Genomic DNA, 23,248 nt, shown 5'->3' on the forward strand with positions numbered 1-23,248 from the left:
GGGACCTCGCACCTTGGAGGAGACGGCCGATGAACGCCGTGCAAGGGCCCCCGGAGGACACGCCCCCACCCCCTGCCCCCGATATGGCCCTGAAGGTCCTGGTGGCGGGTGGTTTCGGGGTGGGCAAGACGACCCTGGTGGGCGCGGTGAGCGAGATCCGGCCGCTGCGTACCGAGGAGCAACTCAGCGAGGCGGGACGGGTGGTCGACGACGCCGGGGGAGTGGTGGGCAAGACCAGCACCACCGTGGCGATGGACTTCGGCCGCATCACCATACGGGCCGGGCTCTCCCTGTACCTCTTCGGCACCCCGGGCCAGGACCGCTTCTGGTTCCTGTGGGACGACCTCTCCGAGGGGGCGCTGGGCGCGGTGGTACTGGCCGACACCCGGCGGCTGCCGGACTGCTTCCCGGCCGTGGACTACTTCGAGCGCCGCGACCTGCCGTTCGTCGTGGCCGTCAACTGCTTCCCGGGGGCCGGCTCCTACGGGGCCGACGAGGTCTCCCGCGCCCTGGATCTGGGGCGCGGGACGCCCGTCGTGCTGTGCGACGCCCGGGACCGCGACTCGGGCAAGGAGGTGCTGGTCCGGCTGGTCGAGCACGCCGGACGGAGGCACTCCGCCCGGTAGGTGGGCCCGGCGGGCCGTTCGGTACCGAGCGCTGGCGCCGGCCAGCGGGCCCGTTCCTCAGTCCGCGACCCCGGCGAGCGCCACCACCTTGTCGATCCGGACCCGCACCACCAGTTCGCCCGGGACGCCGTTGCGAGCCCCGTACTCCTCCGCGCGCTCCTCGCCCACGTAGCGCGCCGCGATCCGGGTCGCCCAGTGCCGCACGTCCGACAGTTCGTCGCCCAGCTCCGCCGTCCCCTGCACGACCACGAACGAGAACGGCGGCCGCTCGTCGTCGACGCACAGCGCCACCCTGCCGTCGTGGGCCAGATTGCGGCCCTTGACCGTGTCCCGACCGGTGTTGAACAGCAACTCGTCACCGTCCAGGAGGAACCACACCGGGGCGACGTGCGGACTGCCGTCGGCCCGCACCGTCGAGAGTTTTCCGGTTCAGGTGCCCTCGGAAAGGAACGCCCGCCACTCATCCTTCGTCATCCTGTGTGCCATGCCGCCATCCTCGCCGTCGGCACCAGCAGCACCGCACGTGGCTCGCCGCTGCGGGGCCGCTTGCCGAGACGGCGGAGGTGGGACAGGCTGGCACGGCGGCCCGCCGACGGGCCGCGAACTGCCGTCCGGCCAGACCGCGGACGGGGATACGGGGAGGGAGCGGCATGGCACTGAGCAGCGGACTCGACTGGCTGCTGGACGACCTGACCAAACGAGTCGAGTTGGTGCGGCACGCGTTGGTGTTGTCCAACGACGGGCTGGTGACCGGCGCGAGCCAGGAGCTGGCGGGGGCGGACGCCGAGCACCTCGCCGCGGTCGCCTCCGGACTGCACAGCCTCGCGAAGGGATCCGCGCTGCACTTCGGCGTCGGTCGGGTGCGGCAGACGATGATCGAGTACGACGACGGGGTGTTGTTCGTGACGGCGGCGGGGGACGGCAGTTGTCTGTGCGTGCTGGCCGGCGCCGACGCCGACATGGGCCAGATCGCCTACGAGATGACGCTGTTGGTCAACCGCGTCGGGGAGCACCTGGGCGTCGCGGCCCGCCGGCCGGAGAGTTATCCACAGGCCCGAAGCGAGCGTTGACGCACTGTCACTGTCAGCGGCTAACGTCGTAACCGTCAGTGAACGACGAACGAGTCGCAGGGGGAGACCACCATGACGGTGACAGTGATGTGCGACGGGCAGCAGACGCTCTCGACGGGGCGTGCCGCCCAGGAACTCCAGTTGCGGACGGGCGAGTTCGAGCTCGCCGTCCAGCTCGGGGAGGTCCGTACGGTCCCGGCCGGGTCCGACGGCCGGCAGGGAAGCGGAGGGCCGCCCGGCCGACGCCGGGTGCCGGCGGAGGAGGTCGCCCGCCTCCAGATCGAGCCGGGCTTTCCCGAGGCGCTCCGCAGCCGCCTCCGTACGGTCACCACGCATGAGGCGGCCGCGCTGATGGGCGTCGGCCCCGGCCGGGCGCTGCGGCTCACCCGCGCCGGCTGCGTGGGCCCGGTCCGCTTCTATGTGAACCGCTTCGGCGCCGTGGTCTGGCTCTATCTCGCGGCGGAGATCGCGGAGTTCGCCGACCGGGAGCCGGAGCTGCTGCGGGGCAACACCCCGATCGCGATGCGGGTGATGCTCACCAGCGGGCAGGACTGGCGGGCCCGCCAGTGGCGCAGCCGGAGGGTCGCCCAACTCATGGGTCGGACCGACGATCCATGGGAGTCGGCGGCGGTGATCGCCGCCGTCCTGCCGCCGGAGGAGCTGGCGTCGGTGGCCGAGGACGCGCTGGAGCGCGCGGTGCTCCGCCGGCTCCGGCCCGCCCTCGCCTCCGCGATCGCGGCGACCCCGGCGGCCCGGGAGTCCTTCGAACGGGCCCTGGTCGCGGAGGAGTTCGACGAGGTGCTGTGGTACCGCGTCAATCTCTCCCGCGCCCTGGAAACCGCCCGCCGGGAGGACCCGGGCCGGGCCCGCCCCGCGGCCGCCCAGCGCACCGGCCGGCCACCGAGCCTGCGGAACGCCCCCACCTGGCCGGCCGGGGCCAGAAACCTCACCCTGCGCGGCTAGGGCGCTTCTGACGGGTCTCCGCGGCGTCGCGGCGCCCGGCACGCCCGCTCGCGGCACCCGATCCGGCCAGGGCGGGCGGGGATGCGGCTGCGCGGATGGTGGGCCGGGAGGCGTCGCCCACCGTCACCGGTGGGGTTGTCCGGCGTCCCCCTGGTCCGACGGCTCCGACAGCACGGCGCGGGCGATCGTCGACAGGGTCACGGTGCGCTCCGCGCCGACGACCAGCCAGCCCTTGTCGAGCAGGGACTGCAGCAGCGGGCGGGCCTCGTCGCCCAGTTCGTCGGCCAGATCGTCGTCCGTCGGGGGCGCGCCGGCCCGCAGGCGGGCGGCGATCTGGCGGACGACGGCCTGCTCGGCCGCGGTGAGGGTGAAGTCCATGAGCCGAGCGTAGGACGTCGGCGCCGCGCACCGTGCGGGCCCCGTCAGTCGCCCAACGTGCGGAACAGCCCCTCCTGGACGACGGAGACCAGCAGGCGGCCGGCGCGGTCGTAGATGCGGCCGCGGGCCAGACCCCGGCCGCCGGTGGCGATCGGGGACTCCTGGTCGTAGAGGAACCACTCGTCCGCGCGGAACGGGCGGTGGAACCACATCGCGTGATCGAGGGAGGCCATGTCGAAGCCGCGCGGGCCCCACAGGGGCTCGATCGGGATGCGGACCGCGTCCAGCAACGTCATATCGCTGGCGTAGGTCAGCGCACAGGTGTGCACCAACGGGTCGTCGCCCAGCGGCCCGACGGCGCGCATCCACACCGCGCTGCGCGGCTCCGCGCCCTCGATCTCGTCCGGCGTCCAGCGCAGCCGGTCGACGTACCGGATGTCGAACGGCTGCCGGCGCGCCATCCGTTCCAGCGCCTCGGGCAGACCGCCCAGGTGCGCGCGGACCTCTTCCGCGACGTTGGGCAGTTCCTCCGGGTCCGGCAGCGCCCGGTGCATCGGCAGTTGGTGTTCGAAGCCGGGTTCCGGCTTGTGGAAGGAGGCGGTCAGATTGAAGATCGTGCGTCCCTGCTGGACGGCGACGACCCGGCGGGTGGTGAACGACCGCCCGTCCCGGACGCGTTCGACCTGGTACACGATCGGCACCCCCGGCCGGCCCGGCCGGAGGAAGTACGCGTGCAGCGAGTGGACCGGGCGGTCCCCGTCCGTGGTCCGCCCGGCGGCCACCAGCGCCTGGCCGGCGACCTGCCCGCCGAAGACCCGCTGGAGGCTCTCCTGGGGGCTGCGGCCCCGGAAGATGTTGACCTCGATCTGTTCGAGGTCCAGCAGATCGACCAGTTTCTCGGCCGGATTCGTCGTCACCGGTGGCCCTCCGTCGTCTTCCCCGGCGGCCTCGGTCGAGGCCGCCGCCTCACAACTGCCCCACCTCGGTGACCCGCACGACGGCGCGACCCTCCTCGTCGGAGGCGGCCAGATCCACCTCGGCCGAGATGCCCCAGTCGTGGTCACCGTTCGGGTCGGCGAAAGTCTGCCGCACCTTCCACAGCCCGTGCTCGGCATCCTCCTCGATCTGCAGGAGCTTGGGGCCGCGGGCGTCCGGGCCGGTGCCCAGGTCCTCGTACTCGTCCCAGTAGGCGTCCATCGCCTCGCCCCAGGCGTCGGCGTCCCAGCCGGACTCGCCGTCCATCTCGCCGAGTTCCTCGACCTTGTCCAGCGCCGCCAGCTCCACCCGCCGGAACATCGCGTTGCGGACCAGCACGCGGAACGCCCGGGCGTTGGCGGTGACCGGCCGGACCTGGTCGGCGCGCTCGGCCGCCTCCTCCGCCGTCTCCACCTCCGGGTTGGCCAGTTGCTCCCACTCGTCCAGCAGGCTGGAGTCGACCTGCCGGACCATCTCGCCCAGCCAGGCCACGATGTCCTGGAAGTCCTCCGACTTCAGATCGTCCGGCACGGTGTGGTCCAGCGCCTTGTACGCGCTGGCGAGGTAGCGCAGCACGATGCCCTCGGTGCGTGCCAGCTCGTAGAAGGAGGTGAACTCCGTGAAGGTCATGGCGCGTTCGTACATGTCGCGGATGACCGACTTCGGCGACAGCGGGTGGTCGCCGACCCACGGGTGGCTCTTGCGGTAGAGGCCGTAGGCGTGCGAAAGGATCTCGTCCAGCGGCTTGGGGTACTCGACGTCCATGAGGCGCTCCATGCGCTCCTCGTACTCGACGCCGTCGGCCTTCATCTGCGCGACGGCCTCGCCGCGCGCCTTGTTCTGCTGGGCGGCCAGGATCTGCCGGGGGTCGTCCAGCGTCGACTCCACCACCGAGACCATGTCCAGGGCGTAGGAGGGGGATTCGGGGTCGAGCAGGTCGAACGCGGCCAGTGCGAACGTCGACAGCGGCTGGTTGAGCGCGAAGTCCTGCTGGAGGTCCACGGTGAGCCGGACGATCCGGCCCTCCGCGTCCGGCTCCGGGAGCCGCTCGACGATGCCGCCGTCCACGAGGGAACGGTAGATCGCGATCGCGCGGCGGATGTGGCGCAGTTGGTTCCGGCGCGGCTCGTGGTTGTCCTCCAACAGCCGCCGCATCGCCTCGAACGCATTGCCCGGCCGGGCGATCACCGACAGCAGCATCGCGTGCGTCACCCGGAAACGGGACGTCAGCGGCTCCGGATCGGAGGCGATCAACTTCTCGAAGGTGTTCTCGTTCCAGTTGACGAAGCCCTCCGGCGCCTTCTTGCGGACCACCTTGCGGCGCTTCTTCGGATCGTCGCCCGCCTTGGCCAGCGCCTTCTCGTTCTCCACCACGTGCTCGGGTGCCTGTGCCACCACGAAGCCCGCGGTGTCGAAGCCGGCCCGCCCGGCGCGGCCCGCGATCTGGTGGAACTCCCGCGCCCGCAGCGTCCGCACCCGCGTCCCGTCGTACTTGGTCAGCGCGGTGAACAGCACCGTGCGGATGGGGACGTTGACGCCCACGCCAAGGGTGTCGGTGCCGCAGATCACCTTCAGCAGCCCCGCCTGCGCCAGCTTCTCCACCAGCCGTCGGTACTTCGGCAGCATGCCCGCGTGGTGCACGCCGATGCCGTGCCGGACGTACCGCGAGAGGTTCCGCCCGAACTTGGTGGTGAACCGGAAGTTCCCGATCAGCTTGGCGATCTCGTCCTTCTCGGCGCGGGTGCACATGTTGATGCTCATCAGCGCCTGCGCCCGCTCCACGGCGGCGGCCTGGGTGAAGTGCACGATGTAGACCGGCGACTGGCGGGTCTCCAGCAGCTCGGTCAGCGTCTCCGTCATCGCCGTGGTGCGGTACTCGTACGACAGCGGCACGGGCCGGGTCGCGGAGCGGACCACCGACGTGGGCCGGCCGGTGCGCCGGGTCAGGTCCTCCTCGAAGCGCGACATGTCGCCGAGCGTCGCCGACATCAGCACGAACTGGGCCTGCGGCAGCTCCAGCAGCGGGATCTGCCAGGCCCAGCCGCGGTCCGGTTCGGCGTAGAAGTGGAACTCGTCCATCACGACCTGGCCGATGTCGGCGTGCTTGCCGTCACGCAGCGCGATCGAGGCGAGGACCTCGGCGGTGCAGCAGATCACCGGGGCGTCGGAGTTGACGGAGGCGTCGCCGGTGAGCATCCCGACGTTCTCGGTGCCGAACAGCTTGCACAGGTCGAAGAACTTCTCCGAGACCAGCGCCTTGATCGGTGCGGTGTAGAAGGTGACCTGATCGTTGGCGAGGGCGGTGAAGTGCGCGCCGGCGGCCACCAGGCTCTTGCCCGAGCCGGTGGGGGTGGACAGCACGACGTTCGCCCCCGAGACCACTTCGATCAGCGCCTCCTCCTGGGCAGGGTAGAGCGCGATGCCCTGCTGTTCGGCCCAGCCCGAAAAGGCTTCGAAGAGGGCGTCGGGGTCGGCGGTGTTCGGCAGATGATCGATGAGGGTCACGCCCCCCATACTGCCTGCCCGGCACCCGGATCCGGGAACCGGTGCTCCGGATGGAGATCAACCGGAGACCAACGACGGTCGCGGGAGGCCGTCGTGCGCCCCGGCGCACGAGGGGGCACACACCCCGCGCACGGCCGCGTGCGGACCGTGTCCGACCCTGTCGGTGAGGCGGGTGGGCCGCTGCACCCGCTCCTCGGACGGAGATCGTTTGACGCTACGCTGAGTTGCCGACCGGGTGTCAGAAGCGCAGAACAAGGGGTGGGGAACAACCATGATGGGACCGGCGCACTCGCTGTCGGGAGCCGCTGCCTGGCTGGGGGTGGGAGCGGCGGCCTACGGCGCCGGGTCTCCGATGCCCTGGCCGGTCCTGGTCAGTGGTGCGCTGATCTGTGCCGGGGCCGCGCTCGCTCCGGACCTCGACCACAAGGCGGCCACCATCTCGCGCGCCTTCGGGCCGCTGTCGCGGTGGCTGTGCGAAGTCGTCGACACCCTCTCGCACGCGGCCTACAAGGCGACCAAGATGCGTGGCGACGCGAACCGTTCCGGCGGGCACCGGACGCTGACCCACACCTGGCTGTGGGCGGTGCTGGTCGGTGGGGGCATGTCGCTGCTGGCCACGGAGGGTGGCCGCTGGGCGGTGCTCGGCATCCTCTTCGTGCACATGGTGCTCGCCATCGAAGGGCTGCTGTGGCGGGCGGCGCGGGTCTCCAGCGACGTGCTGGTGTGGCTGCTCGGCGCCGCGACGGCCTGGATCCTGGCGCAGGTGATGGACGAGCCGGGCAACGGCGCGAACTGGCTGTTCGCCGAGCCGGGGCAGGAGTACCTCTGGCTGGGCCTGCCGATCATGTTGGGCGCGCTGGTGCACGACATCGGCGACGCGCTGACCGTCTCGGGCTGTCCGATCCTGTGGCCGATCCCGATAGGCCGGAAGCGGTGGTACCCGCTGGGCACCCCCAAGCCGATGCGGTTCCGGGCCGGGAGCTGGGTGGAGATGAAGGTGCTGATGCCGGTGTTCATGCTGCTGGGCGCCATAGGGGCGTTGGGGGCCTTGGGCTACGTCTGATCCGTCGCGTCCGTCGCGTCCGTCGCGTCCGTCGCGTCCGTCGCGTCCGTCGCGTCGCCGCGCGGATGCGGGGCGGAGCGCCGGCGGTCCGGCCCGACGTATCGACGGCCCGTTCTGATGCGTCGGGGGCGTGGCCCGGTGGGGCGGCCCCGTGCGTCACGGGTGTCACGGCGGAGCGGCGCCCGGGTGGCGCACCGCCGCATGTCGGGGCACCACCCTGCGTCGTCTGCGGCTCAGCCGTGCCAGGAGCGCCACAGCGCCGCGTATGCGCCGCCGGCCGCGACCAGTTCGCGGTGGCTGCCCAGTTCGCTGATCCGGCCGTCCTCGACGACCGCGATGACGTCGGCGTCGTGCGCGGTGTGCAGCCGGTGGGCGATGGCCACGACCGTGCGGCCGTCGAGGACCTTGCCCAGGGACCGCTCCAACTGGCGGGCGGCGCGCGGGTCCAGCAGCGAGGTCGCCTCGTCCAGGACCAGGGTGTGCGGGTCGGCCAACACCAGGCGGGCCAGCGCGATCTGTTGGGCCTGGGCCGGGGTCAGCGCCGTGCCGCCGGAGCCCACCTCGGCGTCCAGGCCGCCGGGCAGCGCGCCGGCCCAGGCGTCCGCGTCCACCGCGCCCAGCGCCGCCCAGAGTTCGGCGTCGGCCGCGTCCGTGCGGGCCAGCAGCAGGTTGTCCCGGAGCGTCCCGACGAAGACGTGGTGCTCCTGGTTGACCAGGGCGACGTGCTCCCGGACGCGCTCGGTCGGCATCGTGGACAGCTCCGTGCCCCCCAGAGACACCGAGCCGGCCCGCGGCCCGTAGATGCCGGCCAACAGCCGGCCCAGGGTGGACTTTCCGGCGCCCGACGGGCCGACCAGCGCCACCCTGCTGCCCGGCCGGACGCGCAGGGACACCTCGCGCAGCACGTCGACGCCGGCGCGGTAGCCGAAGGTGACGTCCTCGGCGCGCACCTCCCGGCCGTCGGGCGCCGCCGAGGCGTCGGCGGCCTCCGGCTCGATCTCCCGGACGCCGACGAGCCGGGCGATCGACACCTGGGCCACCTGGAGCTCGTCGTACCAGCGCAGCACGAGGTTGACCGGTTCGGTCAGCATCTGGGCCAGCAGCGCGCCGGTCGTCAACTGCCCCGGGGTGAGCCAGCCGCGCAGTACGAACGCCCCGCCGAGCACCACGACCGCACCGAGGATGAGCACGTGGGTGACGTTGATGACCGGGAAGAGGACCGAGCGCAGGGAGAGGGTGTAGCGCTCCCACTGGGTCCAGGTGCGGATCCGGCGCTCGGACAGGGCGATCCGGCGGGCGCCCATCCGGTGCGCCTCGATGGTGCGGCCGGCGTCCACGGACTCGGTGAGGGTGGCGGAGACCGCGGCGTAGCCGGCGGCCTCGGAGCGGTAGGCGGCGGGCGCGCGCCTGAAGTACCAGCGGCAGCCCACCAACAGCACCGGCAGCGCGACCAGCACGGACAGCGCGAGCGGCGGGGCGGTGACGGTGAGCCCGCCGAGCAGCAGTCCGATCCACACCACGCCGATCGACAGTTGCGGCACGGCCTCCCGCATCGCCTCGGCGAGCCGGTCGATGTCGGTGGTGATCCGGGACAGCAGGTCGCCGGTGCCGGCCCGCTCCAGGACGCCCGGTGGCAGCGCCACCGACCGGACCAGGAAGTCCTCGCGCAGGTCCGCCAGCATCCGCTCGCCGAGCATCGCGCCGCGCAGCCGCACCATCCGGACGAAGACCGTCTGGACGATCAGCGCGAGGGCGAACAGGCCGATGGTGCGGCCGAGTTGGATCTGTCCGCCGCGGCCCGCCGACAGGTCCTCGACCAGCCCACCGAGGAGGTAGGGCCCGACCATCGAGGCGATCACCGCGACGGCGTTGACGGTGACCAGCACGGTGAACGGCCCGCGGTGCCGGCGGATCAGTTCGCCGACATAGGCGCGGACCGTCGCCGGCGAGCCGACCGGCAGGGTGGCGGCGGTCGGTGGCGGGCCGGCGTCCTGCTCCGGCGGGGCCAGGCCGATCATGCGGTCTCCTCGATGGTGGGTTCGGTGCGGGGCGTCGACGCGGCCGGGGCGGGGTCGGGTTCGCGGGTGACGACGGCGCGGTATTCGGGGTGGGTGACGAGCAGTTCGCGGTGCGGTGCCTCGCCGGCGACCTTGCCGCCCTGGACGAACACCACCTGGTCGGCGCGGTCCAGGAGCAGCGGGCTGGAGGTGAGGACCACGGTCGTGCGGCCGGTCCTGATATCTCGCAGTCCGTCCGCGACCCGGGCCTCGGTGTGGGCGTCGACCGCGCTGGTCGGCTCGTCCAGCACCAGCACCTCGGGGTCGGCGACCAGCGAGCGGGCCAGGGCCAGGCGCTGCCGCTGGCCGCCGGAGAGCGACCGGCCGCGCTCGGTGAGGCGGCCGCGCATCGGGTCGTCGCGGTCGTCGGCGGACGCCCGGGCCAACGCGGCCAGCACATCGCCGCAGTGGGCCGCGTCGAGTGCCGCGGTGGCGGTCACCCGGCCGGATGCCGGGACGTCGAGGAGCTCCCCGAGCGTCCCGGAGAGCAGCACCGGGTCCTTGTCCTGGACGAGCACCACGGCCCGGGCGGTGTCGCGGGGGAGGTCGTCCAGCGGGGTGCCGCCGAGGGCGACGGAGGGCGAACGGTCCGGTTCCGCAAGGGAGTTGACGGTGTCGAAATGGTCCGGGTGGTGGTGGTCCGGGGCGTGGTGGTCCATGTCGCGTCGGCCCGCGGCGTGGCGCGGCGGTGCCGGTTCGCCGGAATCCGGACCGAGGATCGTGGCCGCGACGGCGTCAGCTTCGACCTCGACGCCGGCCCCGACGTCAGTGCCGGCGCCGAGGCCGGAGGGGAGATCCGGGTGCCCGGGCGGGTCGGTGTGCGGCGGGTGGCCGCCGAGCCGGTCGGCGAGTCGGCCGGCGGCGTCCGGGTCGCCGCAGACCACGGCGGTCAACTGCCCGGCCCGGGCGGTCAGTCCGCTCACCGGGTCGTGCAGGTCGCCGGAGGGCGGCTCCGCGGCGGTCAGCCGGCCTTCCACCGGCCGGCTCAGCGCCAGCACGCGGGCCGTGCGTCCCGCCGAGGGGAGGGAGAACGACCAGGACATCGTGAGCTCTTCGAAGTGGCGCAGCGGGTACAGCAGGAAGGACACCGCGCCGTAGACGGTGACGAGTTCGCCGATGGCGATGCTGCCGTCGAGCGCGAGGCGGACGCCGTACCAGACCACCGCGATCAGCAACAGGCCCGGCAGCGCGACCTGGACGGCCGAGATCAGCGACCACATGCGGGCGCTGCGGACGGCGGCCCGGCGGACCTCCTGGGAGGCGTCGCGGTAGCGGCCGAGGAAGAGGCTCTCGCCGCCGATGCCGCGCAGCACCCGGAGGCCGGCGACGGTGTCGGAGGCGAGTTCGGTGGCCCGACCGGCCTTGTCCCGCTGGTCGTCGGCCCGGCGGGTGGCCGGCGGCAGCAGCGGCAGCACGGCCAGCGCCAGGACGGGCGCGCCGAGGGCGACGACGAGGCCGAGCGTGGGCTGGTAGCCGACGAGCGCCAGGCAGACGCCGACCGAGGCCACCAGCGCCGCGGTGAACCGCGAGAGCGCCTCGACGAACCAGCCGATGCGCTCCAGGTCACCGGTGCTGACGGCCACGATCTCGCCGGCGGCCACCCGTCGGGTCATCGCCCCGCCCAGCTCCGCGGTCTTGCGGCTGAGCAGTTGCTGCATCCGGGCCACCGTGACGATCCAGTTGGTCACGGACGCGCGGTGCAGCATGATGTCGCTGACCGCGACCGCGGTGCCGAGCAGCGCCAACACCCCGCCCGCCAGCGCCAGTCGGGAGCCGCGGCCGTCGACCGCGGCCTGTACGGCCAGGCCCACCGGGAGCGGGAAGGCGGCCAGCGAGCCCATGTGCACCAGCCCCCAGAAGAGGGCCTTGAGCAGCCCGCCGCGCTGTTGCCGGCACAGCCAGACGAGGAATCGGCCGCCGCTGCGGACGTCCGGGACGCCGGGGTCGGGATGGGGTAGGTCACGAATGCGCATGATGTCCAGGGGAGTTGTCGCGGTGGTCGAGGGACGGGCCGCGCGCGGGCGGCGGCGGGTGCGGTGCCTTGGGCGCAGGCCGGAGTGGCCCTCGCGGCCGGCCGTGACGGGCCCCGGCGCGAGCGGCGGCACAGGGAAGCGTGGCGCGTTGAGGGGCCCGGCTTCAAACCGTTTTTCACCAGAAAGGTGGTTAAGCCGCGGGAACGGCTTTGCCGTCCCGCTCGTTGGGGGCCGATGACCCGTCAGGGTGAGGTGGGAGCATGGGCGTCATGCGGACGGTGGGCGGTGCGATGAGGGCGGCGGCGGTGGCCGCGGCGACGGCGGTCCTGCTTGCCGGTTGCGGTGCCGGCCACGGGGGCGACGGGCGACGGGACGCCAAGGGCGAGGGGGCCGGGGCCCGGGAGCGGCCCGGCGGCCCGGCCCGCGGGGGCTCGGCCACCACCCGTCACAAGGACCTCCCGGAGGTCGGCGCCGCGCTGCGCGCCCGGATTCCGGCCGGCAGCCGCCAGGTCGTCGCGGTGTACGGGGCGGGCCCGAACTCCCCGGACGCGACCGTGGTGCTGTACGACCGTGCGGGCAACGACTGGCTGTCCGAGGCGAGTTGGCCGGCGCACAACGGTCGGCGCGGGTGGACGGTGGATCACCACGAGGACGATCAGCGCAGCCCGGTCGGGGTGTTCCGGCTGACCGACGCCGGCGGGGTGCGCGCCGATCCGGGGACCCGGCTGCCGTACACCCACTCGGCGGCCTTCACCCCGCCGTCGTACTGGTCGAAGAACACCCGCCACGACTTCGACTACGTGGTGGCGATCGACTACAACCGGGTCGCGGGTGCCTCCCCGTTGGACCCCACGCGCCCACAGGGGCAGTCCAAGGGCGGCGGGGTCTGGCTCCATGTGGACCACGGGAGCGGGACCTCGGCCTGCATCAGCGTGGCCGAGCCGGCGATGGCGGCGCTGCTGCGGGCGCTCGACCCGGCGCGGCAGCCGGTGGTGGTGATGGGGGACAAGGCGCACCTGTCGGGGTGAACCGGCGAGCGACGGGCCGGGCGAGGGAGGCCACCGCGCCGCTCTGCTTGGATCAAGCTCCAAGATTTTCCCGGAAGTTGCACCGCCCCCTTCCAGCGCGATCGGCGACCGACCATAGTGGCGGACTTCGGAAGTCCACTTCCGTACTCCAAAATCCGTCCATGGAGGAGTGCCCGTGCCGCACGCCACCGGAACCCTCGTCCGCCGTGCCGGACGACTGCTGCGCACCAGCCTGTTCGCCCAGGTCCTGCTCGCCCTGCTGCTCGGTGTCCTGGTAGGACGCCTCTGGCCGCAGGCGGGCGGCTCGCTCCAGCCGTTGGGCGACGGCTTCGTCCGCCTCATCAAGGCGGTGATCTCCCCGCTCGTCTTCTGCGTCGTGGTCGCCGGCATCACCAAGGCCGGCGACCTCAAGTCCTTCGGCCGGATCGGCGTCAAGGCCCTGATCTGGTTCGAGGTCGCGACCAGCGCCGCCCTGGTCGTGGGCCTGCTGGCGGGCAACGTCTTCGCGCCCGGCGCGGGGATGCACATCGACCCGGCCACGCTCGACAAGGGCGCGGTGAACGCCCAGACCGGCGGTGGAAAGCTGCCCTCCGCCGCCCAGTTCGTCCTGGAGGCCCTGCCGAACAGCGCGGTCGGCGCGTTCGCCGAGAACTCGCTGCTCCAAGTCCTCGTCCTGGCCTGCCTGGTGGGCGCGGCGCTGCTGCACCTCGGGCAGCAGCGGGTGCCCCAGTTGCTGCCGCTGATCGAGCAGACCCAGGACGTGGTCTTCACCATCGTCGGCTACATCATGCGCCTCGCCCCGCTCGCGGTCCTCGGGGCCACCGCCCACCTCGTCGCCCAATACGGGCTGGGCGCGATGTCCACGTACGGCAAGCTGATCGCGGTCTGCTACGGCGTCGCGCTGGTCTTCCTGGTCCTGCTGGGCCTCGCCCTCAAGGCCGTGACCGGGCTGAGCCTGTGGAAGTTCGTCCGCTACACCCGCGAGGAGCTGCTGCTGGCGCTGGGCACCGGATCGAGCGAGACGGTGATGCCCCGGATGATGCAGAAGCTGCGCGCCGCCGGCTGCCGGGACGACGCGGTGGGCCTGGTGCTGCCCACCGGCTACTCCTTCAACCTCGACGGCGCCTCCATCTACCTCTCCGTCGGCACCCTCTTCATCGCGCAGGCCATCGGCGTGCACCTCTCGCTCGGTCAGCAACTCACCGTCGTACTGGTGCTGATGCTGACCAGCAAGGGCATGGCGGGGGTGCCCGGTTCGGCGTTCCTGGCGCTCTCCGCGACCGCCTCCGCGCTCGGCGTCATCCCGGCCGCCGCGGTCGCCCTGCTGCTCGGCGTCGACCGGATCATGGACTCGATGCGGGTGGCGACCAACCTGCTCGGCAACTGCGTCGCGGTCTTCGCGGTGTCCCGTTGGGAGGGTGCGCTGGACCGGGTGACGGCGAAGCAGGTGCTGGCCGGCGCGGCCCCGGCCGGGCGGTCGCCGGCGGCGACCGCCCCCGCCGGCCAGCAGAAGCCGGACGGCACCGCCGTCGCCCCCGGCGAGCAGTGACCCACCGGGGTCCGGCGGCCCACCCGCCACCGGACCCCGGAGTCGTGCCGGGGACAAGTCCCCCGCTACTCGGCCGGCTTGGGCGAGTCCATCCCGGGCCGCGCCTTGTGCCACAGCCCCCGGGTGAAGTCCGGGATCTCCTGCGGCACGCCCTTCGCCCGCAGCGAGCGGTCGCTCAGCGGCACCGGCGCGGACCAGGTCGCCGCGTCATAGACGTCGAAGTCCGGCACCAGGCCCAGGCGCAGGCACTGGGTCAGCCGGAAGACCAGCATGTAGTCCATCCCGCCGTGGCCGCCGGGCGGGTTGGCGTGCTCCTTCCACAACCAGTGGTCCCACTCGGTGTACCTGCCGAAGTCGCCCCACTCGTCGTTGCCCTGGTCCGGCTCCAGATAGATCCGCTCGGGATAGTCCTCGAAGAGCCCCCTGGTCCCGCCGAGGCTGTTGATCCGGCTGTACGGGTGCGGGGTGGAGACGTCGTGCTCCAGCCGGATCACCCGGCCCTTGGCCGTCTGCACCAGGCTGATCGTCCGGTCGCTCTCGACGTACGACTCCTTCCAACTCGGGTCGCCGGGCGGCATGTGCTGCTTGCGGTAGGCGGCCAGGCCTAGTGCGGGCGTGCCGAAGCTGGCGATCCGCACCACCCGGTCGCCGCGGTTGACGTCCATGTAGTTGGCGACCGGACCGAAGCCGTGGGTGGGGTAGAGGTCGCCGCGCAGCCGGGTGTGCCACAGCCGGCGCCAGGGCCCCTCGTAGTACTTCGGGTCGAACATCAGGCCCCGCAGGTCGTGGAGGTACGCCCCGGCGCCGTGCAGCAGTTCGCCGAAGAGGCCGGCGTGCGCCATCCGCAGCACCCGCATCTCGTTTCTGCCGTAACAGCAGTTCTCCAACTGGAGGCAGTGTCTGCGGGTGCGCTCCGAGAGGTCCACCAGTTCCCAGAGCTGGTCCAGGCGCAGCGCCAGCGGGCATTCGGTGCCCACGTGCTTGCCGTTGAGCAGGGCGGTCTTCGCCATCTCGAAGTGCCGGTCCCAGGGCGTCGCCGCGTAGACGAAGTCGATGTCGGTGCGCCGGCAGAGGTTTTCGAAGTCGTGGTCCCCGTTGGTGTAGACGGCCGGGGCGGGTTGGCCGGCCTTGGTGACCTTCGCGACGGCCTTGGCGACCTTCTCCTTCACCGGGTCGCAGAGCGCCACCACGCGCACGTGCGGCACCGCCAGGAAGAGGTCGATCATGCTGTCGCCCCGGTTGCCGAGGCCGATGATGCCGACCCGCACCGTGCCGCGCGGCGCGAACGGCACCCCGATCATGGTCTTGCCCTGCGGCTTCGGGGCGGTTGCGGCGGCGTCGGCGGTGCCGGCCGCGCCGGGTGCGGCCGCGGCCGCCGGGCCGGTGCCGAGAGCGGCGAGTCCCAGCCCGGCGGCGCCCGCCGCGCCCGCGGTCCACAGCACCGAGCGGCGGCTGGGGCCGGTCTCCTCGGGCTCCTGGTTCTGCGGTGGTGCCTCGTGCATCGGTCCTCCAAGGGAGCGGATCGTACGCGGGACAGTCGTGAACCTCGGTGAGGACCTTGACGGTTGGGCGGCCTGGGGCACAAGAGGGCACATTGGACTCTTGGTGCGCGTAGCTGGACTTTTCGCACCGGGCCAGTGCCCGGCCGTCGAGGGCGCGGCGCTCCGCCGGCAGCCGTCGGTGTCTTTCGCAAGAGCCTGAAAAGCCTTGCCGAAAACCTTGACGTGTCCACGCACGAAAAGGCAGGCTCCGGAGCGGAAATCCCCCCATGGCGGCCTGGCGCGTGGCTGCTCTCGTGGGCGCGGTCCCCGTGCCCCATGACGAAGGAGCCGCAACGATGCAGCGACGCAGGAGCCGCCCCGCACGGCGACCCGGCAGCCCAACGTCCCGACGGCGGGCCCGTGTTCTGGGCGGGGCGCTGACCGGGACGGTGACCGCGGTCGGCCTGGCCGTCCTGGCCCCCTGGCCCTCGCAGGCCACCCCACCGGGCGACCGGACCGTCACCGCCACCCTCTTCGAGTGGAAGTACGCGGACGTCGCCCGGGCCTGCACCGACCAACTGGGCCCGGCCGGCTACGGCTACGTGGAGGTCTCACCCGCCAGCGAGCACATCCAGGGCGACCAGTGGTGGACGTCGTACCAGCCGGTCAGCTACAAGATCGCCGGCCGGCTCGGGGACCGCACCGCGTTCGCCTCGATGGCCAGCGCCTGCCACCGCGCCGGCGTCAAGGTCATCGCCGACGCCGTCATCAACCACATGTCGGCCGGCTCCGGGACCGGCACCGGCGGCACCCAGTACACCAAGTACAACTACCCCGGCTCCTACCAGGACTGGGACTTCCACACCTGCCGCAAGCCGATCTCCGACTACACCAACCGCTCCGACGTCCAGAACTGCGAGCTGGTCGGCCTCGCCGACCTCGACACCGGCAGCGACTACGTCCGGACCACCCTCGCCAAGTACCTCGACGACCTGCGGTCGTTGGGCGCGGACGGCTTCCGGATCGACGCCGCCAAGCACATCGCCGCCACCGACCTCGCCGCCATCAAGGGCAAGATGAAGGACCCCGGCTACTGGGTGCAGGAGGTCGTCTACGGCGCCAACGAGGCCGTCCAGCCCGACGAGTACACCGGCACCGGCGACGTCGACGAGTTCCGCTACGGCACCCACCTCAAGAGCGCCTTCCAGGGCGGCAACCTCGCCCAGCTCAAGTCCGTCGCCGACACCAAGCTGAGCAGCGACAAGGCCCGTACGTTCGTCGACAATTGGGACACCGAGCGGAACGGCTCCACCCTCAGCTACAAGGACGGCGCGGCCTACACCCTGGCCAACGTCTTCATGCTCGCCTCGCCGTACGGCTCGCCCAACGTCTACTCCGGCTACACCTGGACCGACAAGGACGCCGGCCCGCCGCCGTCGGGCAGTTCCGGATGGACCGACGAGCACGCCAAGCGGGAGATCACCGGGATGGTGGGGTTCCGCAACGCGGTGGGTTCCGCGGCGCTGACCAACTGGTGGGACAACGGGGGCAACGCGATCGCGTTCGGGCGGGGTTCGGCCGGGTTCGTCGCCCTCAACGGCGGGGACGGGGAGGTGCAGCGGAGGTTTGCGACGTCGTTGCCGGCCGGCACGTACTGCGATGTGGTCGCGGCGGACCCGAAGGCGTGCGGCGGGCACGAGGTGAGTGTGGGCGGGGACGGTTCGGCGCAGATCACGGTGCCGGCGCACGGCGCGGTGGCGCTGCACATCGCTCGCTGACGCCCGCTCGCCCTCACGCTCCGGACGGGTCGATCTGCGGCCGTGTCGCCCACTCCAGCGTCAGCAGGGCGGAGCGGTAGCCGCGGCCTCCCGTGGCGTGGTCCATGCCGATCTCGCACATGCGGTTGGCCGAGAGGTGGGCGTCGAAGTGGCGGGCGGTGACCTCCGCGGCCTCCCGCGCGGTGGCGGACTCGGTGAGCTCCGGGTGGAGCATGCCGCGGTCGCCGGCGAACGCGCAGCAGCCCGCGTCGTCGGGGACCACCACCTCGTCGGCGCACGCCTCGGCGATCCGCCGGAGCTGCTCCTCGTCCCCCAAGTGCTGCATGGAGCAGGTGGGATGGAGGACGGCGGAGCCGAGGGTGCGCCCGATCTCCAGGTGGGGGAGGAGCTCCGCGGCCCAGACGATCGAGTCGACGACGGTCAGTTCGGCGTGCAGCGCGCGGTTGGACGGCGTGAGGTGGGGGGCGACGTCGCGGGCCAGGCCCAGGGCGCAGGAGGACGCGTCCACGATCAGCGGGAGTTGGCCGCCGGCCGTCCAGACCCAGGCCGCCTCGACGATGCGGTTGGCCATCAGGCGGTTGCCCCGCTCGTAGCCCTTGGAGTGCCAGATGGTGGCGCAGCAGGTGCCGGCGGTGTCCGGGGGGATCCAGACCGGGCGGTCGGCCCGGCGGGCCAGCGCCACCACGGCCTCGGGGAGGGACGGGCCGTGGTGGTCGGCGGGGCCGCCGAAGATCCGGTTGACACAGGCCGGGTAGTACACGGCGGCGGCGCCCGGCCGGCGGGTCGCGGGCAGGCGGCGGGCCGCCGCGCCGGGGAGTTGGGGCAGCCACTCCGGTACCAGGTCGGGGCGGACGGCCTTACGGGCGGCGCCGGTCAGCGAGGTCAGCAGCCGGTCGTCGAGCCGGTGCGCGGCGGCCACCGCCAGCCGGGCGGCCCGCTCGACGGCGGCGAAGTGCCGCGCGGTCCGCTCGGCGATCCGCTCCTCGCGCGGGGAGTGCCGCCGGTGCCGGAAGTCCCTCATCAGCGCCCCGGTGTCGATGCCGACCGGGCAGGCCAGCTTGCAGGTGGAGTCGCCGGCGCAGGTGTCGACCGCGTCGTAGCCGTAGGCGGCCAGCAGGGCGTCGTTGACGGCGGAGCGGGGCGGCTGGCGCAGCATCTCGCGGCGCAGCACGATGCGTTGGCGGGGCGTGGTGGTCAGATCCTCGCTGGGGCAGGTCGGTTCGCAGAAGCCGCACTCGATGCAGGGGTCGGCGATCGCCTCGACCTGCGGGATGGTCTTCAGCCCGCGCAGATGCGCCCGCGGGTCACGGTCCAGGAGGATCCGCGGGGCGAGGATGCCCCGCGGGTCCACGATCTCCTTGATCCGCCACATCAACGCGGTGGCCCGCGGCCCCCATTCGAGCTCCAGGAACGGCGCGATGTTCCGGCCGGTGGCGTGCTCGGCCTTGAGCGAGCCGTCGAAGCGCTCGACGGTCAGCCGGCAGAAGTCGTCCATGAAGGCGGCGTAGCGGGCCACGTCGTCGGGGTCGCCGGCGTCGAAGGCGAGCAGGAAGTGCAGATTGCCGTGGGCGGCGTGCCCGGCGACCGCCGCGTCGAAGCCGTGCCGGGCCTGGAGTTCCAGCAGCGCCGTGCAGGCGTCGGCGAGCCGGGCCGGCGGCACCGCGAAGTCCTCGGTGATCAGCGTCGTGCCGGAGGGCCGGGAGCCGCCGACCGCGGTGACGAACGCCTTGCGGGCCTTCCAGTAGCCGGCGATGGTGGCCGCGTCCCGGGTGAAGGCGTTGTCGACCGACGGCACCGGGGCGACCAGCTCCAGCCCCGCCAACACCCCGGCCGCCGCCTCTTCCCGGGCCCGCTGCGCGGCCTCGTCCGGCGCCCGGAACTCCACCAGCAGCGCCGCGGTCTCCTTGGGCAACTCCGCCCAGTCCGCGGGCACTCCGGCCACGCTGACCGACGCGCGCAGGGTGTTGCCGTCCATCAGCTCCACGGCCCGGGCGCCGGCCTCGTTGAAGCGCGGGACGGCGGCCGCCGCGGCGGCGAGGGTGGGGAAGAACAGCAGCGCGGTGGAGGTGCACCGGTCCAGCGGCAGGGTCGTGAAGACCGTCTCGGCGATGAAGCCGAGGGTGCCCTCGGAGCCGACCATCAGGCCGCGCAGGATCTCGGTCGGCGTCCGCCCGTCGAGGAGGGCGTCCAGGCGGTAGCCGTTGGTGTTCTTGAGCGTGTACTTGGCGCGGATCCGGGCGACCAGCTCCGGGTCCGCCTCGACCTCCGCCTTGAGGGCCAACAGCTCGGTGCAGAGCACCGGTTCGGCCCGGGCCAGTCGGAGGTCGGCGTCCGGCCGGGCGGTGTCGACGACGGTGCCGGACGGCAGCACGAGGGTCAGCGAGGACAGCGTGCGGTAGGAGTTGCGGGTGGTGCCGGCGGTCATGCCGGAGGCGTTGTTGGCGACCACGCCGCCCACCGTGCAGGCGATGGCGCTGGCCGGGTCGGGGCCGAGCAGCCGGCCGTACCGGGCGAGCGTGGCGTTGGCCCGCAGAACGGTGGTGCCGGGCCGGATCCGGGCTCGGGCGCCGTCGTTCAGCACCTCGATGCCGGACCAGTGCCGGCGCACGTCGACGAGGATGTCCTCGCCCTGCGCCTGGCCGTTGAGCGAGGTGCCGGCGGCCCGGAAGACCACGTGGCGGCCGTGCGCGCGGGCGTAGCCGAAGACCGCCGCGATGTCGTCGGCGGTCTCGGCGACCACCACGACCTGCGGGAGGAAGCGGTAGGGGCTGGCGTCGGAGGCGTAGCGGACCAGGTCGGAGACCCCGTGCCGGACCTTGTCCGCGCCGAGCAGGGCGATCAGGTCGCCGCGCAGCGGTTCCGGAGTGCCGCCCGCCAGCCGCTCGGGCACCCGGTCGGACGCGGGGCGGGTCGCGGTGGGCCGCAGGGCCTCGGGGGTGGGCTCCATCAGGGGCACGGTGACCTCCGGTTGACGGTGCGTCAGTGCGGCGGGCCGGGCGGCCCGGTCAGTGCGGTTCGCCCGGACCGTCGACGAGGGTGGACAGCAGACCGCCGAGCTCCGTGCGCTGTTCGGCGGTGAGTGGAGCCAGGATCTCCTCCGCGGCGGCCCGACGGGCGCCGCGCAACGCCCGCAGTGCGGACCGGCCGGTCTCGGTCAGCTCGATCCGCACCACCCGGCGGTTGGTCGGATCGGGCACCCGGCGCACCGCGCCGTTCGCCTCCAGCGCGTCCACCAGCGTCGTCACCGCGCGGGGCACCACCTCCAGCCGCTCGGCGAGGTCGGCCATCCGCGGTGGGGCGTCGTGGCAGTGGCCGACGATCCGCAGCAGACGGGACTGCGCGGGGGTGAACGCGAGATCCAGGTCGGCCATGTGGCGCCTCTGGCTGCGGTGCATCCGACGGGTCAGTCGCACCAGTTGCTCGGCGACGTTGGCGCTGACCGACGGCTCGGGGGAGGACATGGCCCCAGGGTACAGGACAAGATTCATTGTGAGTATAGGTAACAATGAGCTAAGCTCGGCAAAGTTCCCCTCCGCCCAGCCTTCTGGCACCCGCCCCCTCGAAGGAGCCCATGCGTCCCGAACCACCCGCACCGGACTGGACCCCGCCGCCCAAGGACCCCGACGCCCCGGTCCAGCTCCGCCGGATCCTCGCGCTGTTCCACCCCTACCGCGGCCGGCTGGCCCTGGTCGGCCTGCTCGTCGCCGCGTCCTCCCTGGTCTCGGTGGCCTCCCCCTTCCTCCTCCGGGAGGTGCTGGACGTCGCCATCCCCGACCGGCGCACCGGCCTGCTCACCCTGCTCGCCCTCGGCATGATCGCCACCGCGGTCACCACCAGCGTCTTCGGCGTCCTGCAGACCCTGATATCCACCACCGTCGGCCAGCGCGTCATGCACGACCTGCGCACCGCCGTCTACACCAAGCTCCAGCGGATGCCGCTGGCGTTCTTCACCCGCACCCGCACCGGCGAGGTCCAGTCCCGGATCGCCAACGACATCGGCGGCATGCAGGCCACCGTCACCTCCACCGCGACGTCCCTGGTCTCCAACCTGACCTCCGTCGTCGCCACCGTCGTCGCCATGGTCGCCCTCGACTGGCGGCTGACCGTCGTCTCGCTCCTCCTGCTCCCGGTCTTCGTCTGGGTGAGCCGCCGGGTCGGCAACGAGCGCAAGAAGATCACCACCAAGAGGCAGAAGCAGATGGCCGCGATGTCCGCGATGGTCACCGAGTCGCTGTCGGTCAGCGGGGTGTTGCTCGGCCGCACCATGGGCCGCGCCGACTCCCTCACCAAGGACTTCGCCGCCGAGTCCGAGCGCCTGGTCGACCTGGAGGTCCGCGCCAGCATGGCCGGCCGCTGGCGGATGGCCACCATCGGCATCGTCATGGCCGCCATGCCCGCGCTCATCTACTGGGCCGCCGGCCTGGTCCTCCAACTCGGCGGCCCCGCCTTCTCCCTGGGCACCCTGGTCGCCTTCGTCACCCTCCAGCAGGGCCTGCTGCGCCCCACCGTCTCCCTGCTGTCCACCGGCGTCGACATGCAGACCTCGCTCGCGCTCTTCCAGCGCATCTTCGAGTACCTCGACCTGCCGGTCACCATCACCGAACCCGCCGCACCGGTCCAACTGCCCGCCCCGCGCGGCGAGATCCGCTTCGAGGACGTCTCCTTCGGCTACGACCCGGAGGTCGCCCCCACCCTCGACGGCATCGACCTGACCGTCCCGGCCGGCAGCAGCCTCGCCGTCGTCGGCCCGACCGGCAGCGGCAAGACCACCCTGAGCTACCTCGTCCCGCGCCTGTACGACGTCACCGGCGGCCGGGTCACCCTCGACGGCACCGACGTCCGCGACCTCGGCTTCGACACCCTGGCCGGCGCGGTCGGCGTGGTCTCCCAGGAGACCTACCTCTTCCACGCCTCGGTCGCCGAGAACCTCCGCTTCGCCAAGCCCGACGCCACCGACGAGGAGATCGAACGGGCCGCCCGGACCGCCCAGATCCACGACCACATCGCGGCCCTCCCCAACGGCTACGGCACCGTCGTCGGCGAGCGCGGCTACCGCTTCTCCGGTGGCGAGAAGCAGCGCCTGGCCATCGCCCGCACCATCCTGCGCGACCCGCCGGTCCTCGTCCTCGACGAGGCCACCAGCGCGCTGGACACCCGCACCGAACACGCCGTCCAGAAGGCCGTGGACGCGCTCTCCGAGGGCCGCACCACCCTCACCATCGCGCACCGCCTGTCCACCGTCCGGGACGCCGACCAGATCGTGGTCCTCGACGGCGGCCGGATCGCCGAACACGGCACCCACGACGAGCTGTTGGCCGCGGATGGCCGCTATGCGGCTCTGGTTCGCCGCGATGCCCGTGGGGTGGCTTCCCACGTTGTCGGCTGACCCGCCGTGGGGGTCGACGCCCTTTGCGCCTGCGGCGCGGGCTGAGTTGGTCCGCCGGTCCGCCGGTCCGCCGGTCCGCCGGTCCGCTGCGCGGGGCGGGTCGAGTTGTTGTCCGCTGCGCGGGGCTGTCGGGGTGCGGTGACGGGCCTCCGGGGCAGGGGTTCCGGACTGCTTCGCTTTACGTCCGGAACCCCTGCCCCTCCGGCCCGTCCCCTCCCGTGGGATGGGTGGGAAGAACGGTGGGTGGTGCCTCCTGCCGGTGGGCCAACGCACGCTTGTGGGCTGAGTGGTGACCGTCAGAGGACCAGTCGTCTCGACCCCTGCTTGGAGAATTTCCACCCCACAACGGGAGGGGGCGGGTCTCCGGGGGTGGTAGGCCCCACGGAAAACCAAACACTATTGCCGACCACAAAACG

Annotated in this window: 16 protein-coding genes and 1 pseudogene; 8 read left to right on the forward strand and 9 right to left on the reverse strand. The window is 72.7% G+C overall.

Going from position 1 to position 23,248, the window contains the following annotated elements:
- Positions 1-29: 29 nt before the first annotated feature.
- Positions 30-626: a GTP-binding protein gene (locus tag ACIQU6_RS27215; protein WP_403484309.1), complete on the forward strand. Its 597-nt coding sequence runs from the start codon at positions 30-32 to the stop codon at positions 624-626.
- 57 nt (positions 627-683) lie between these two features.
- On the opposite strand, the pseudogene ACIQU6_RS27220 reads toward ACIQU6_RS27215, so the two are convergent.
- A pseudogene (locus tag ACIQU6_RS27220) lies at positions 684-1,100 on the reverse strand (PPOX class F420-dependent oxidoreductase).
- Between the two features lie 176 nt (positions 1,101-1,276).
- Here ACIQU6_RS27220 and ACIQU6_RS27225 point away from each other — a divergent pair.
- Both ACIQU6_RS27225 and ACIQU6_RS27230 read left to right on the forward strand, forming a co-directional pair.
- Complete coding sequence (locus ACIQU6_RS27225) at positions 1,277-1,696, forward strand: roadblock/LC7 domain-containing protein (protein ID WP_383418407.1); 420 nt, start codon at positions 1,277-1,279, stop codon at positions 1,694-1,696.
- Positions 1,697-1,768: 72 nt separating this feature from the next.
- Positions 1,769-2,659 carry a DUF6397 family protein gene (locus ACIQU6_RS27230; RefSeq protein WP_403484310.1) on the forward strand — a complete coding sequence of 297 codons (891 nt, stop codon included), beginning with the start codon at positions 1,769-1,771 and terminating at the stop codon, positions 2,657-2,659.
- A gap of 123 nt (positions 2,660-2,782) precedes the next feature.
- Here ACIQU6_RS27230 and ACIQU6_RS27235 read toward each other — a convergent pair whose 3' ends face one another.
- Genes ACIQU6_RS27235 through ACIQU6_RS27245 form a run of 3 tightly spaced genes read right to left on the reverse strand, consistent with a single transcriptional unit; the run spans position 2,783 to position 6,517 of the window.
- The gene (locus tag ACIQU6_RS27235) at positions 2,783-3,037 is read right to left on the reverse strand and encodes a hypothetical protein (protein WP_403484311.1); all 255 of its coding nucleotides are present in this window, start codon (positions 3,035-3,037) and stop codon (positions 2,783-2,785) included.
- A gap of 44 nt (positions 3,038-3,081) precedes the next feature.
- Positions 3,082-3,954 carry an acyl-CoA thioesterase gene (locus ACIQU6_RS27240; RefSeq protein WP_403484312.1) on the reverse strand — a complete coding sequence of 291 codons (873 nt, stop codon included), beginning with the start codon at positions 3,952-3,954 and terminating at the stop codon, positions 3,082-3,084.
- Between the two features lie 49 nt (positions 3,955-4,003).
- Positions 4,004-6,517: a DEAD/DEAH box helicase gene (locus tag ACIQU6_RS27245; protein WP_403484313.1), complete on the reverse strand. Its 2,514-nt coding sequence runs from the start codon at positions 6,515-6,517 to the stop codon at positions 4,004-4,006.
- A 271-nt stretch (positions 6,518-6,788) separates the two neighbouring features.
- Here ACIQU6_RS27245 and ACIQU6_RS27250 point away from each other — a divergent pair, with 271 nt between their 5' ends.
- Positions 6,789-7,580: a metal-dependent hydrolase gene (locus ACIQU6_RS27250; RefSeq protein ID WP_403484314.1), complete on the forward strand. Its 792-nt coding sequence runs from the start codon at positions 6,789-6,791 to the stop codon at positions 7,578-7,580.
- Between the two features lie 233 nt (positions 7,581-7,813).
- Here the strand turns inward: ACIQU6_RS27250 and ACIQU6_RS27255 are convergent, their stop codons facing one another.
- Positions 7,814-9,598 carry an ABC transporter ATP-binding protein gene (locus ACIQU6_RS27255; protein WP_403484315.1) on the reverse strand — a complete coding sequence of 595 codons (1,785 nt, stop codon included), beginning with the start codon at positions 9,596-9,598 and terminating at the stop codon, positions 7,814-7,816.
- Complete coding sequence (locus ACIQU6_RS27260; protein WP_403484316.1) at positions 9,595-11,610, reverse strand: ABC transporter transmembrane domain-containing protein; 2,016 nt, start codon at positions 11,608-11,610, stop codon at positions 9,595-9,597. The genes ACIQU6_RS27255 and ACIQU6_RS27260 overlap by 4 nt, the downstream gene beginning before the upstream one ends.
- 260 nt (positions 11,611-11,870) lie before the next feature.
- Between ACIQU6_RS27260 and ACIQU6_RS27265 the strand changes: the two genes are divergently transcribed.
- On the forward strand, positions 11,871-12,638 hold the full coding sequence (locus ACIQU6_RS27265) for a hypothetical protein (protein WP_403484317.1): 768 nt from the start codon (positions 11,871-11,873) through the stop codon (positions 12,636-12,638).
- Positions 12,639-12,813: 175 nt separating this feature from the next.
- Positions 12,814-14,187 carry a cation:dicarboxylate symporter family transporter gene (locus tag ACIQU6_RS27270; RefSeq protein ID WP_403484318.1) on the forward strand — a complete coding sequence of 458 codons (1,374 nt, stop codon included), beginning with the start codon at positions 12,814-12,816 and terminating at the stop codon, positions 14,185-14,187.
- Between the two features lie 65 nt (positions 14,188-14,252).
- On the opposite strand, the gene ACIQU6_RS27275 is transcribed toward ACIQU6_RS27270, so the two are convergent.
- A complete protein-coding gene (locus ACIQU6_RS27275; protein ID WP_403484319.1) occupies positions 14,253-15,689 on the reverse strand; it encodes a Gfo/Idh/MocA family protein in 1,437 nt (478 codons plus the stop codon).
- A gap of 335 nt (positions 15,690-16,024) precedes the next feature.
- On the opposite strand from ACIQU6_RS27275, the gene ACIQU6_RS27280 reads away from it, so the two are divergent.
- Positions 16,025-17,446 carry an alpha-amylase family protein gene (locus tag ACIQU6_RS27280; protein ID WP_403484320.1) on the forward strand — a complete coding sequence of 474 codons (1,422 nt, stop codon included), beginning with the start codon at positions 16,025-16,027 and terminating at the stop codon, positions 17,444-17,446.
- Between the two features lie 13 nt (positions 17,447-17,459).
- Here the strand turns inward: ACIQU6_RS27280 and ACIQU6_RS27285 are convergent, their stop codons facing one another.
- On the reverse strand, positions 17,460-20,402 hold the full coding sequence (locus ACIQU6_RS27285) for an FAD-binding and (Fe-S)-binding domain-containing protein (protein WP_403484321.1): 2,943 nt from the start codon (positions 20,400-20,402) through the stop codon (positions 17,460-17,462).
- A gap of 49 nt (positions 20,403-20,451) precedes the next feature.
- On the reverse strand, positions 20,452-20,907 hold the full coding sequence (locus ACIQU6_RS27290; RefSeq protein WP_403484322.1) for a MarR family winged helix-turn-helix transcriptional regulator: 456 nt from the start codon (positions 20,905-20,907) through the stop codon (positions 20,452-20,454).
- 110 nt (positions 20,908-21,017) lie between these two features.
- Between ACIQU6_RS27290 and ACIQU6_RS27295 the strand changes: the two genes are divergently transcribed.
- Complete coding sequence (locus tag ACIQU6_RS27295) at positions 21,018-22,832, forward strand: ABC transporter ATP-binding protein (protein WP_403484323.1); 1,815 nt, start codon at positions 21,018-21,020, stop codon at positions 22,830-22,832.
- Positions 22,833-23,248 lie beyond the last annotated feature (416 nt).

The organism is Streptomyces sp. NPDC090442 (assembly GCF_044769405.1).
In the GTDB taxonomy this organism is placed as follows: domain Bacteria; phylum Actinomycetota; class Actinomycetes; order Streptomycetales; family Streptomycetaceae; genus Streptomyces.

What these genes read in the sequence shown, in the direction of transcription:
- ACIQU6_RS27215 (WP_403484309.1), top strand. Translation starts at nt 30, where the DNA reads ATGAACGCCGTGCAAGGGCCCCCGGAGGACACGCCCCCACCCCCTGCC.
- ACIQU6_RS27225 (WP_383418407.1), top strand. Translation starts at nt 1,277, where the DNA reads ATGGCACTGAGCAGCGGACTCGACTGGCTGCTGGACGACCTGACCAAA.
- ACIQU6_RS27230 (WP_403484310.1), top strand. Translation starts at nt 1,769, where the DNA reads ATGACGGTGACAGTGATGTGCGACGGGCAGCAGACGCTCTCGACGGGG.
- ACIQU6_RS27235 (WP_403484311.1), bottom strand. Translation starts at nt 3,037, where the DNA reads ATGGACTTCACCCTCACCGCGGCCGAGCAGGCCGTCGTCCGCCAGATC.
- ACIQU6_RS27250 (WP_403484314.1), top strand. Translation starts at nt 6,789, where the DNA reads ATGATGGGACCGGCGCACTCGCTGTCGGGAGCCGCTGCCTGGCTGGGG.
- ACIQU6_RS27255 (WP_403484315.1), bottom strand. Translation starts at nt 9,598, where the DNA reads ATGATCGGCCTGGCCCCGCCGGAGCAGGACGCCGGCCCGCCACCGACC.
- ACIQU6_RS27260 (WP_403484316.1), bottom strand. Translation starts at nt 11,610, where the DNA reads ATGCGCATTCGTGACCTACCCCATCCCGACCCCGGCGTCCCGGACGTC.
- ACIQU6_RS27265 (WP_403484317.1), top strand. Translation starts at nt 11,871, where the DNA reads ATGGGCGTCATGCGGACGGTGGGCGGTGCGATGAGGGCGGCGGCGGTG.
- ACIQU6_RS27275 (WP_403484319.1), bottom strand. Translation starts at nt 15,689, where the DNA reads ATGCACGAGGCACCACCGCAGAACCAGGAGCCCGAGGAGACCGGCCCC.
- ACIQU6_RS27280 (WP_403484320.1), top strand. Translation starts at nt 16,025, where the DNA reads ATGCAGCGACGCAGGAGCCGCCCCGCACGGCGACCCGGCAGCCCAACG.
- ACIQU6_RS27290 (WP_403484322.1), bottom strand. Translation starts at nt 20,907, where the DNA reads ATGTCCTCCCCCGAGCCGTCGGTCAGCGCCAACGTCGCCGAGCAACTG.
- ACIQU6_RS27295 (WP_403484323.1), top strand. Translation starts at nt 21,018, where the DNA reads ATGCGTCCCGAACCACCCGCACCGGACTGGACCCCGCCGCCCAAGGAC.